The following is a 12838-nucleotide window of genomic DNA, read 5'->3' as shown; positions in this document are numbered from 1 at the left end:
GCGTTTTTCAATAATACTGGTCATCTATGAAACTACTTACTACTATAAAGTATCCTATAAAAATACCGTCGGACTTGCTCACGATAAATAAATGTTTTTATGCATTAGTTTCACTACTTTTACGCAAGAGTTCTTTTGCAAAGTCAACAAGTCAATGTGCTTCTTCGGTCCACAGAAAATTTACATCCAAAGCATCATTGGCCTAGACGGAATCGATCCAGTGCGTCACTATCCTTGAAAATCTGATACAGCAGTACGGCCCGTTCACTTAAACTAGACGATCTATTAATCTCTGACAAACCAAGCGAATCATCCTGGTCATAGTAAAAGGTAATGTAATAGGTTTGCTCATCATATTGCAAATCGTGCTCACGGCAATAATAATCTACTCTCAAAATTTGTGAAACATTAAGCATAAATATTTATAGCTAATCAGTTACTGTTAATTTAGCCAGTGCCTCTGAGTTAAATACTGCTCCGTCACAATACATGTCATAGACGACCATTTTAGTAACATCCAAAACATTTTTAGTGTCTGTTACCATTTTACCATTTGGTGACCCGACTCACCTTTGACCATATTCCGTATCCTAGTCCTACGTTTCCAAATACAATTGGATTTGTAGCAGTAAGAGAATTAGTTACGATAACTTTGGCTCCAAAAAGCGTATATGTGAGTTTACCGTTGACAAATCCATTCTGCATATAAAAATGACCGGCTGCATCTTTCAATTTCGAAATTACATTAAATGCTTCTCGTTGCATATAGAATGCAGAACCCGACAGATAATTCGGATGAATTGAATTGTAAATGTCCATTAGTTGAATGATAAATAATTTTAACAATGAATAAGTTTAGATAAAAAATGAGGTAATTTCCCCTATTTGTGGAAACTACCTCCTTCTTAAAAAAATATTGAGTTGTCTTTTGTGGTAGCTAAAATTAGTAACAAATTAAAGACTCTAAATCCCTCGGGTAGTATGTCAACATTTCCATCCCATCTTCAGTTACAAGAACAGTATCAGAATGTCGGAATCCTCCAATCCCTTTAACATATATCCCAGGTTCAACTGTAAATACCATACCAGGTTTCATCATTGTGTGGTCACCCAGATCGAAGAATGGTGATTCATGAAATAATAAACCGATTGCATGGCCAGTGTGATGGCGTGTTAATTCCGTTAAATTATTCTCTTGAAAATAGGATTGAACTGCTTCCTCAACATATGAGACTGGCTTTCCTGGCTTAATGTGTTTGAAAGCCACTTCTTGTGCTTCGTACATAAATTGAAAATACTTTTCTTGATCTTTACTTACACTCTGGACAAACATAGTCCTTTCTAATTCACTTTTATATCCCCAGATACTTGCTGAAGAAGCAGTCACTAACGTGTCTCCTGATTTTAATATAGCATTCTGTGTAACAGCATGAGGATAGGCGGACATTTCTCCAACTTGTCCCCGAAATAGAGCAAAAGCAGTTTCGCCATGCGGTTTATAGTCTGGTCCTAAAGTTTCAATCATAGATATTGTTGACTCAGTACTTGCTCTACTCGTTATTTCGAGTTCGCTCACCCCTGGCTTAGAGTACTTTTGGAGTAAACGATGTGCTAAGTTTCCCCATCTACAGGACTCATTGATTAATTCTATCTCTTCTTCGGATTTGATGGACCTTAACTCAGGAACAAAGTCGATAATGGATTTAAAAACCTTCGCTTGTATGAACTGATCAATAGTCGGACCACGATAGCCCGCGGGTGAGCCATAGCCTATACTATCGACTCCAACTCTTTTCCCTTGAAATCCTGCTGCAATTAATTCCTCTTTAAAATACTCCATCGGATGTTTTAATCCAGGGTATTCAGGATAGGAATGAACAAAATCGATTTGGACTGAAAAATCTTCAGCATGAGCTTCCTCTAAATAAGGCACAAATAAATGGGTTTTTTGATGATAATCAATAAAAAAGGCAATTGGCCGTTCCGTTGGATGAAAATAAAATCCCGTTAAGTAAAAGATGTCAGTAGGACTAAAAAGAACAGCACAGTCAAGTTCTTGTTGTTTCAGTTTAGTCCAAAACCTTTCTTGCCTTGAAATAATTTCTTTATTCGAAATGGATAATCTCATAGTTACACTCCATTTATTATTGATATAGATGACAAGCAACAAACCGTCCTGGCTCAATTTTAGTCAGTGCTGGCGTTTCTAATTTACAAATCTCCATGCAATTTGCACATCTTGTATGAAACGCACATCCTTTTGGTGGATTGGCAGGGCTTGGAACATCTCCTTTTAAGATAATTCTTTCCTTCTTTTGGATAGCATTTACTTCTGGTGCAGCAGAAATAAGGGCATTCGTGTAGGGATGAAGTGGATTAGAAAATAAGTGTTCTTTTTTTGCAAGTTCGACAATTTTCCCAAGATACATCACGGCCACACGATCTGAAATATGTTCACAAACGGACAAATCGTGAGTAATGAACATGTAGGTTAATTGATATTGTTCTTGGAGATCTTGCATTAAATTAATAACCTGCGCTTGAACGGATATATCAAGTGCAGAAACGGGTTCATCCGCAATAATTAGTTTTGGATTCAACACTAATGCCCTTGCGATTCCAATTCTTTGGCGCTGTCCGCCACTGAATTCGTGAGGATGGCGTTTAGTGTAGCTAGGGTCTAATCCAACTTTATTCATTAAGTCAAATACTTTTTCTTTCCTTTCAATACTAGATCCGATATTATAAACCTTCATCGGCTCTAACAAGGTTCTTTCAACAGTCCATCTTGGATTAAGAGAAGCGTATGGGTCCTGAAATATCATTTGAATATCTTTTCTAGTTGCTCGCATTTCATTTTTCGAAATGGTTGTTAAATCTTTTCCTTCTAAATTAATTTTACCCTCCGTCACCTCAAGCAACCGGACAATTAATCTAGCCATAGTGGATTTACCACAACCACTTTCACCCACAATTCCAAGTGTTTCTCCTTTCATAACTTGAAAAGAAACATCATCTACTGCTTTGACTGCTCCAACCTGTTTAGAAAAAACTCCCTTTTTAATTGGAAAATACTTTTTTACATTTGATACTTCTAATAAACATTCGTTATTTTGCAGTTTCGATAATGTCATTTGTATCCCTCCGCCACGCTTCTGATGCTAGCCAGCAAGCTGATTCTTGACCACTTTTTACTGTCATTAATGGGGGCATTTGTGTATGACATTCATTCATAACATAAGAACAACGATCAGAAAATCGACATCCCTTGCCCCAATTCACTGGGGCAGGTACTTGCCCTGGGATAAAGTTTAAACGATTTTCTTTCTGCCCCTTATTAGGAAGTGATGCTAATAATCCTTTTGTATAAGGATGGGAAGGGTTGGTTAATACATCCATTACAGATCCCGTTTCAACAATTTTTCCAGCATACATGACAACCAATCGGTCGCAAACCTCTGATACTACTCCTAGATCATGTGTGATAAGAATCATGGACATGCCTTTCTTCTTTTGGAGGTCTTTCATAAGATCAAGTATTTGTGCTTGAATCGTAACGTCCAACGCTGTTGTAGGTTCATCGGCAATAATTAATGTAGGATCACACGCCATAGCTATTGCAATCATAACTCTTTGCCTCATTCCACCTGATAGTTGATGAGGATAGCTATGGTATATTTCATCAGGACGGGGAATTCCAACTAGTTTTAATAAGTCTACTACTTTTTCTTTTCGTTCTTTTTTCTTAAGTTTTTTATGAATTTTTAAGGATTCTCCTATTTGGTCACCAATACTATAGACTGGATTGAGTGATGTCATAGGTTCTTGAAAGATCATACTGATTTGATTGCCGCGTAGTTTTCTCATTTCTTTTTTTGGTAAATCAAGAAGATTGATTCCATTAAAATCAATCTTCTCGCCAGATACTGTACCAGGTGGTTTAACGAGTCCCATAATAGAGAGTGAGGTAACGCTTTTCCCGCAACCAGATTCACCGACAATCCCTAGTGTCTCCCCTTTCTTTACATGAAACGAAATTCCATCTACTGCGTTGAAGGGAGTTTTTTTAGAAAAAAATGTTGTTTTTAAATTGTTAACTTCTAGGATGTTCGTGCTCACGAATCCCTCCCCCTTTATGAACCCGTTTTTATACCAGTAATTTGCTGCAGACTGACATCCATATAGTCCACTAACTGTTGAATAATTTCATCTGTATGAGCCATTGAAATAGCATGATGAAGCAGGTAGTTAGGAGAACAATACACACCTTTTCCTGCAAGTGTTTCAATAAACTTCGCATAATGTTCCTTATTGCTTTGGGTTGCACTTCTGTAATCAACGATTTCTTGATCGGTAAAATACCAATGGAAATGTCCGCCTCTTCCTTGCATTCTTGCTTTTATTTGATATTTATCTGCGATATTAGCAAACTCTGTAATTAGTTTTTCCGTTTTAGTTTGGAGCGTCTGGAATACTTTTCTTTCCTCATAAATCTCCATAAAGGCCAGTGATGCTGCTAAAGAAAGCTGATGGCCATTATACGTTCCAACAAAAGAGCATGTTCCTTTACCAGGTGTTACCGTTTCAAAAATGGCTGATTTCCCTGCTAAAGCAGCTAGCATATAACCGTTACTAATAGCCTTACCAAATGAGGACAAATCAGGTGTCACTCCGTAATACTCTTGAGCACCACCAGGTGAATCTCTAAATCCGGTTAATAACTCATCAAATACAAGAACAATATTTAATTGGTCACATAATTTTCTCAATCCTTGTAAGTATTCTTTTTTGGCTGGAATATAACCGATATCAATCATAGTTGGTTCAATAATTAAAGCGGCAATTCGGTTTTTATTTTTAGTAAGTAACCGTTCAGCTGTTTCCAGGTCATTATAAGGAAGAACAAGAGTACTCTTTACCACATCCTCAATTAGTCCAGATGCACCTGGAAGTGAATTCGGTTCGGATTTATCTCCCGCCTTTTGCAGATCTGGCCAAGTACTCACGTGGACAGCATCGTGCCAACCGTTATACGCTCCTTCAATGACTGCGATATCGGATTTACCTGTATATGTTCTTGCCATTGCCATTGCATGCATAATAGCTTCCGTACCAGTATTGGTGTAACGAATTTTCTCAGCTGTAGGAACGAGAGAAAGGAATTTCTCGGCTGTTTTTATACTTAATTCTGTTTCCACTCCGGTAACAATTCCTGACGTACTGTAATATTGAATTCGTTCATTAAATTCTTGATCATTATGACCAAGAATGATAGAACCATTCCCCATGATGCAATCAATATAGCGATTGCCATCGACATCTGTCAGATATGCTCCTTCACCCTTTTGGTAATAAATGGGGTGAGGATTTCGAAAACGTGAATTCGAATTAACACCACCAGGTATTGACGTTACTGCTCTTTTATATAGCTCTTCTGATTTTGTAAGTTGCATTATAGACACTTCCTATCTAAATTGTTTAACTGTATCAGCGGATAACATGTTTTTATATAAAAAGTCATAGAATTCTACTTTTTTATTTTCAGGTAAATTAGTATATACCTGCTGAACTGCTTCATTACCTCTCCAATAGGAATAAATAAATGGAGCTCTTAGATTGTGTTTAAAGAAACGAAGTCTCGATTCAATCCAATTTTCCTCAGCAAATGCAAATTCTCTTAAAAATGCAGCTACCTCTTCATCTGATTTTTTCTCCGTATGAATCATATGGGCTGCATTTATTCCAGAGGTGGATTTAATTTCTTGGTATAATTGATAGATTTCATCATCAATCGTATGAACCCAATCAATAAAATGAATTCCATTGTCACCAATTCCCTCAAAAATAGAGCTACTTGCCGTGTTTGTTATGACTAATGCCGCATCTAAAGGAATATCACCAGATTTTACTCCTAACTCCCTAATCTTCATATGGGTGGTGTGTCCTGGAAAAGACTCATGACATACTAAATGCTTCAATGATTCATACGTGTAGGATAAATCACCATTAATATACATTTTTCCGCCAGGATAATCACAGTAGGCGCTATATGGAACACCGTAAACGACTACAGGGATAACTTCTGTATCTTCCATTTCCTTAAACATCTTTTGAACGACTCGTTCTTTACCTTGTAATAGCAGGTCTTTTAAAACAGATTCAATTTGCTGTGAAGGAACATGTTGTGTTTGTTCCCACTTCCTTACTTTTTCTAGTAAGGATCCCGTCAATCCTTTTTTGGATAATAGGCTATTCAATTTTTGGTGAAGACTTTTTCTTTCAGCAAGTGTAAGGGGATTCTCGTTTACATATAATAATCCCCTTACTTTTTCTCTGAAAGGAATAGATTCACCACTACACCATTTTGCGAGTATCATTAATGAACCAATTTGTTGTTGCATGTAATTTCTACGAACCTCGGATTGAATATTTACATATTTGTTTCTTAAATCCTCTAAATCTGAAAATATATCATTCCAAGTGCGATAATTATTTGGAGTTTCATTAGTCAAATTAACTGGAACTAATCCTTCATTATCTAAGGACTCTTCCGTGGTTAATGAAATATTTTTTCGATAAAACCTATCCATTCCAAGAACAACTTTTGTATAGTATTGGGATAATTTGTGATCTAAATCCTCAAAAAGGACCGTTTGAGTACTCATTAATTTTTCTCCGCACTATCAAGATTTCCTAACATAAATCCAAAATCACCAGGGTCTACTTTATGAAAGAGGCCTCTCGTTAAAATCACCAAGTTTTTTTGAAAAGGTGTGCGAATGACCTCAAGTTCTTCGAAAGTTCTTGGATTAAATGTCCGTGCGAGAACTTGATTACCCTCAATTACTGTTCCAACTGAACTAAAATCAAACTCTGGCACCATAATTCCTCCTTGTATTGGACGAATAGTGGCAATCTCAGTCATAACCTTCTGTTCAGGTGCAGGAGTCATCTCCCCAGGAATCATTTTCAATTTCTTCATTACATTAAATATTCCTGCAACGCCTCTTTCAATATCCCTGTCATAGTTCGGACCCCCTCCAACCTCGACAGTAATACTTGGGATTCCTTTTCCTATTGCATAAGTAGCTGTTGTTCCTTCGTATGGATTGGAAGGACGATACAGGATTGGAAAGTTAAACGCCCTTGATAAATCTTCATCATTCTGAATGTATACATAATCAACAATTGGAATAGCTCCACCGGCGTGCAAGTCAATAAAAACATCAATATGATCTAAAAAGTTCTCTACCATAGAATGGGCGAGTTGTTCTGTTACCCAGCCATTTTTATTTCCTGGAAACAAGCGATTCATATTGTTCATATCAAGGGGTGTATTTCGGGTCATGCTTTCAAAAGCAAGAGGATTGGCAACTGGGAGCAGCTTTACGACCCCAGATAGATTGCTTTCATCTAATCTGTTATAAACGCGTCGAATAATTTCCGCCCCTATAATCTCATCGCCATGCACTAATGCTGAAATGCCAAGTACAGGCCCTTCTTTTACACCGTGAATAGTATGAATCGGTAATGAAAGTGGATTTCCATTCGATAAATGTGTAACAATAACCTCTTTATATTCGCGTGTAGATGTAACTGTCATGATAATTCCTCCTTAATTAATTTCGTTTTAGTTTTGAATCCGTTAAATCTCTAATCCCATCACCTAATAAATTAAATCCTAAAACAGTAATCATAATTGCCATTCCAGGATAGATTGACAAATAAGGGGCTTCCCGAATAAATTTCATTCCGAAGGCCAATGTCCATCCCCAACTAGATTCCGGTGGTTGAATCCCTAATCCCAAAAAGCTAAGTGTTGCTTCGGAGACAATGGCTGTACCAAGTCCTAATGTAGCGACAACGACAATCGGGGCTAAACAATTGGGCAATACATTAAAGAAGATAATCCGAAAGTCACTTGATCCAATCGTTTTTGCTGCCTGAATATATTCCTCCTCTTTTATAGCAAGAACATTGGATCGGACAATTCTAGCGTAATTTGTCCAGTATACAAATCCCAAAGCTAATATGACATTTTCTATACCTGGTCCTAGTGCTGCAACAAGTGCGATGGCTAAAAGCAATACAGGAAACGATAAAACAATATCAACTATGCGCATAATAATTGTGTCAACCCATCCACCGTAATATCCGGAAATTAATCCAAGGGTTACCCCAATGACCATAGCTATAGCCACTGATATTAAACCGACTTGAAGGGAAACCCTTGCTCCATAGATCAATCTAGTAAACAAATCACGTCCAAATTGATCGGTTCCTAAAATATGTCCATCTTTCATTGGAGTAAGAAGACGATTTCCCATCTCCATTTCATATGGGTCATGAGTCGATATGAGAGGTGCAAAAATCGCACAAAATATAACAATTAAAACGAATATTCCTCCTATTAATACTGATTTACTTTTAGTCAAAAGATGAAGGAATTCTCCTAATTTAAACCTCTTTTTGGGTAAATTATTTGTTTTGTTTTCCGTTTGGAATTGATTTGAAAGCTCCATCACCTCCCTCCTTAAGCTTGTTGGATTTTTGGATTGATAACGGCATATAGGATATCTACAATCAAGTTAATCAAAGCGAAAATAAGCGCAATCATTAATACACAGCCTTGAACAACTGGAAAATCTCTCTGACTAATCGCTGTTATTACTAATCGACCGATACCTGGCCACGCAAATACTGTCTCAGTTACAATCGCACCACCAAGTAAATTTCCAAATTGGAGCCCTACGATTGTTACAACTGGGATTAAAGCATTTCTAAAAGCGTGCTTCATGATCACAATAAATCCTCTAACTCCCTTTGCTTCAGCTGTTCGAATATAGTCCTCTTTCAATACTTCAAGCATGGCTGAGCGGACCATTCGAGTGATTAATGCTGCACTCATGACACCTAGAGTGAACGCCGGTAAAATTAAATGCTTAAGGCTATCTACCACATAGTAAAGGTTTCCGGACTGAATTGTATGCCCGATGGCTTCATATAAAGGCTCTCCCCTTCCGAAAGAAGGTAGGATATTTAAGTTTACTGAGAAGCCAATAATTAATAGTAGACCGAGCCAGAAAACAGGCATAGAAACCCCAAGTTGAGCAAAAAACATGCTAACGTAATCGAGCCATGAGAATTGTTTTGCAGCTGATAGAATCCCTAATGGAATAGCAATAATTAGCGCAATGACCATAGCGATGAGAGCTAGTTCGATGGTTGCTGGTAAATGCTTGAAAATCAGTGTAATCACGGGTGTATCTTGAAAAATCGAAATTCCTAGATTTCCTTGAAACAGGTTTTTAAGGAAAACCATTAACTGAATATAAAGTGGTTCATTTAATCCCATCACATTTCTTAATCGTTCGAGATCCTCAGGTGTTGCATCTTGGCCAAGCAAGGTCAAGGCAGGATCACCTGGTATTAAGTGCAAAAGAAAGAATACAAGGATGGATATCCCTAATAGTACGGGTATAAATTGTAGAAATCGTTTGATTATAAATGTTGCCACTTAGACCACTCCTGACTTTAAAGGAAAGGAGGGATCTCCCCTCCCTTATTTCAGACTTAATTTGATATTTCAGCCATTTTTAGTCCATTAAAACTTCCACTTGGATGAATGTTAAAACCAGTTAAGTTTTTGCTATACATGGCAATATATCCTTGGTACAGAACGACATTATACGCTACTTCCTCGGTAACAATCTTTGCGGCTTCCTGGTAGATTGAAGTGCGTTCCGTTCGATCAAGTGCTGCTCTTCCTTCTTCAATTAATTTGTCAACGGTTGGATTACTGTATTTTCCGTAGTTACTTCCGCCATTAGTATGAAATGGATTATAAAAAGAACGATCTGGATCAATTTGATTTAACCAGCCAACTAGTGCAATATCAAAATTACCTTCAGTTAATGCTGCGCTAAAAGTTGGCCACTCGCTTGTTTTTACTTCTGTTTGAATTCCATATTTGGTGAATTCATTTTGTAAGTATTCAACAGTCTGTATACGGTTTGGATCCTCGCTATGAGTCGATAGAGTAATAGTTAACTTTTCTCCGTTTTTATCTAGTATTCCATCTCCATCGGTATCTTCCCATCCAGCTTCTTTGAATAGCTCTGCAGCTTTACTAGGATCATAAGGGAATCCAGAAATGGAATCATCATAAGCCCAAGATGCAGGAATTAGTGGTGATTTACCTGGTTTATCCATCCCTTGATAAATATCAGTGGAAATAACGTCTTTGTTTACTAAGTGTGAAATGGCTTGACGGACATTCATATCAGATAGGATAGGGTGTTTTTGGTTAAAGTTTAAATAAGTAAATCCTAGTCCCTCAGTTTCCTTGACTTCAAATTTGTTATTTTCTTTTAATCGTTTAATATCCTGTGGTGAGAGTGGTGAATGGACTAAGTCAATATCTCCTGATTCAAGAGAAGCTACGCGTGTAGAGTTGTCAGGAATAATAAAATACGTGATCTTTTTCGTTTTTGGTTCTCCATTCCAATAGTTTTCATTTGCTTCAAATGAAATTTTACTATTTTTATCCCACTTCACCATTTTATAGGCACCAGTTCCTATTGGATTACTTGATAAGGAATTATCATTTTTTTCACCAATATGTTTTGGGACAATTCCAATATTTAAATAGGTTAACAAAGGGGCTGACGGTTGTTTTAAAGTGAATTTCACCTGATGACTATTAATTACTTCTACAGATTCTATTGGTGCATAAAAAGAAGCGGAAGGTGCTTGAAAGTTTGGATCAATGATACTGTCATAGGTATACTTAACGTCTTCTGCAGTGAATGGCTCACCGTCATGGAATGTTACATCATCACGGAGAGTGAAAATCCACGTGGTTGGATCAGGATTCTCCCATTCTTTTGCAAGTGCTGGTTCTGGCTCCAAATTAGCTGAAAGGACAATAAGTCCATCATAAACAAGTTCTGAAACTCTTGTTGCCGAGACATCTTTAGAAAGACGTGGGTCCATAGTTCCTGCATCAACATCTAATCCGACCTTTATGTCATCTCTCTTTTCGGAAGTGGCGCTGCTGCCAACAGAATCACTAGAACTACTAGAGTCATTGGAACCTGAGTTCGTGCTTGAAGGCTTTTCATAGGAACAACCCGCTAGAAAAGCTGTAAGGGTTAATGCAATAACAAATACTATAGACACCCATTTTTTTTGCCCCATAATTTTCATATTCCTCCTTTGGCTTCTCCTTTTAATTTTGTTCTACGCTAGTGAATTCTATATATTGCACCTCCTTGGAGCAATTTGTGAGAACTTCACAACCATTTTTAGTAACAACAACGATATCTTCTATTCGAATCCCATATTTATTCGGAAAATATAGTCCGGGCTCTATACTGAAAGCCATTCCAGGTTGGATTACATCATGGTTGTTTTTATGAATAGACACTCCCTCATGAAGTTCTAGTCCAATGCCGTGTCCAGTTCGATGAATAAAATATTGATGGTAACTTTTTTTTGCAAACAAACTTCTAATAAATAAATCTATTTCGGAAAATAGCACCCCTGGTTTGACCATTTCAATCGCTTGTAATTGTGCTTCGTGAACGACTTTATATAAATCTTCAAATTTTTGATTTCTTCTACCTAAGAAAAAAGTTCTTGTAATATCAGAGCAATACTCCTTAAACACCCCACCCATATCTATTAAAATTGGTTGATCCATACGACACATTTGGTCGGTTATGACATGGTGAGGATTTGCCGAGTTTTCTCCGAATCCGATAATTGGATTGAAGGATAGTTCTTCAACTCCATGCTCTGCGAAGAAACTCTTAATTGTTCTTGCAACTTCTTTTTCTGAAGCAGGAAAATGTTGGAGTTGGAGAATTTGATACATGACTGCATCTGCAATCTTTGCCGATTGCCGAAGAGTATCAATTTCCTGCTCATCTTTAATTTCTCTCAACTTTTCTATAATTGTACTTTTTTCAAAAGTTATTTCTGGGAACTCTTTCAACAAATCAATTAAATAGGAACAAAGCCAATTCTGGTCGATTCCTAATTTTTCTTGGTTCAAAAAGTTAGTAGCCAACATTTGTAGCGGATTCATTTCATCACTGTAGTAAACGATTTCAATCTCAGTTGACGTAGGAACTTGGTCGAAAAACATTTGATGAATAAATAGTTTTGGCTTTTTTTTAAATGATAATAGTAGTGCGGTCATCCGTTCACCTGTATCAATGTTTGCCCCTAATAAATACTTCAAATTATAAATGGAAGTGACGACCAAATGGTCAAATCGATTTGATTCTAATTCATGTAAACAGTTCTTCAATCTAGTAGAATATGGTTCCAATTTCCAAATCATCCCTTTCTAGTTAAAAATAAAAGACCGAGCCATGTCGAAATAACCCTTATAAAAGGAAGATTTCGAACAGCTCGGTCTTAAAAATCTTTGTTATGAATAGGGGATACCTACCCACTGATCTTTAGGCTCGCTGGTTTTTATAATCATTTGAATATTCCGTATATTTTGATTATATATATTACCAATAATAAAGTCAATAAATAAATAAATTTATTTTCTCTCAATTAAAATGTGAAACACTCATTGATTTGTAAATGGAATATTGGTTATATGCATCTTGCATGGCAGAAATAATTGCCTTTTTGCCTAAACCATAGTACCTTCTTTCAAATCTTTTAATCGGTTCTTCTATACCTTCATTTATATAATGTCCTATAAAAATACTTTTAATAAAGTCAGTACACATATTAGTAACTAAGGTACTTGAAGCGTTTATAATACAGTCTGTATTAGGATCTATCTCAAACCCTATTCCCATGACACCAAATA

General features: G+C 36.8%; 13 protein-coding genes. All 13 read right to left on the bottom strand.

Features of this window, described 5'->3' with window-relative positions:
- Positions 1–194: 194 nt before the first annotated feature.
- Positions 195–395, bottom strand: coding sequence for a hypothetical protein (locus tag V7122_RS21960; RefSeq protein ID WP_335529136.1), 201 nt, complete (start codon positions 393–395; stop codon positions 195–197).
- Positions 396–546: 151 nt separating this feature from the next.
- Positions 547–819 carry a phage major capsid protein gene (locus tag V7122_RS25840; protein WP_438824803.1) on the bottom strand — a complete coding sequence of 91 codons (273 nt, stop codon included), beginning with the start codon at positions 817–819 and terminating at the stop codon, positions 547–549.
- Between the two features lie 124 nt (positions 820–943).
- Positions 944–2128 carry a M24 family metallopeptidase gene (locus V7122_RS21955; protein WP_335529134.1) on the bottom strand — a complete coding sequence of 395 codons (1185 nt, stop codon included), beginning with the start codon at positions 2126–2128 and terminating at the stop codon, positions 944–946.
- A 16-nt stretch (positions 2129–2144) separates the two neighbouring features.
- Entirely contained in the window at positions 2145–3134 is a 990-nt protein-coding gene (locus V7122_RS21950) for an ABC transporter ATP-binding protein (RefSeq protein WP_335529132.1), read from the bottom strand.
- On the bottom strand, positions 3109–4119 hold the full coding sequence (locus V7122_RS21945; RefSeq protein WP_335488651.1) for an ABC transporter ATP-binding protein: 1011 nt from the start codon (positions 4117–4119) through the stop codon (positions 3109–3111). Before V7122_RS21945 ends, V7122_RS21950 begins: the two co-directional genes overlap by 26 nt.
- 14 nt (positions 4120–4133) lie before the next feature.
- Positions 4134–5453, bottom strand: a complete 1320-nt coding sequence (locus tag V7122_RS21940; RefSeq protein WP_335529131.1) for an aspartate aminotransferase family protein — start codon at positions 5451–5453, stop codon at positions 4134–4136.
- Between the two features lie 12 nt (positions 5454–5465).
- Positions 5466–6665 (bottom strand): hypothetical protein, encoded by a 1200-nt coding sequence (locus V7122_RS21935; protein ID WP_335343730.1) that lies wholly within the window; start codon positions 6663–6665, stop codon positions 5466–5468.
- Complete coding sequence (locus tag V7122_RS21930; protein WP_335343729.1) at positions 6665–7603, bottom strand: succinylglutamate desuccinylase/aspartoacylase family protein; 939 nt, start codon at positions 7601–7603, stop codon at positions 6665–6667. Before V7122_RS21930 ends, V7122_RS21935 begins: the two co-directional genes overlap by 1 nt.
- A 16-nt stretch (positions 7604–7619) precedes the next feature.
- Positions 7620–8522, bottom strand: coding sequence for a nickel transporter permease (gene nikC, locus V7122_RS21925; RefSeq protein ID WP_335529126.1), 903 nt, complete (start codon positions 8520–8522; stop codon positions 7620–7622).
- Between the two features lie 11 nt (positions 8523–8533).
- Positions 8534–9517, bottom strand: coding sequence for an ABC transporter permease (locus V7122_RS21920; RefSeq protein WP_335343727.1), 984 nt, complete (start codon positions 9515–9517; stop codon positions 8534–8536).
- A gap of 56 nt (positions 9518–9573) precedes the next feature.
- The gene (locus V7122_RS21915) at positions 9574–11199 is read right to left on the bottom strand and encodes an ABC transporter substrate-binding protein (protein WP_335343726.1); all 1626 of its coding nucleotides are present in this window, start codon (positions 11197–11199) and stop codon (positions 9574–9576) included.
- Positions 11200–11230: 31 nt separating this feature from the next.
- Positions 11231–12337, bottom strand: a complete 1107-nt coding sequence (locus tag V7122_RS21910) for a M24 family metallopeptidase (protein ID WP_335529123.1) — start codon at positions 12335–12337, stop codon at positions 11231–11233.
- A gap of 232 nt (positions 12338–12569) precedes the next feature.
- The coding region (locus tag V7122_RS21905) for a DUF3870 domain-containing protein (protein WP_335529120.1) at positions 12570–12838 on the bottom strand (269 nt) is incomplete at its 5' end.

The sequence above is a fragment of the Bacillus sp. JJ1532 genome (assembly GCF_036965085.1).
Taxonomy (GTDB): domain Bacteria; phylum Bacillota; class Bacilli; order Bacillales; family Cytobacillaceae; genus Cytobacillus.
This window is presented reverse-complemented; position numbering and strand designations above follow the sequence as displayed.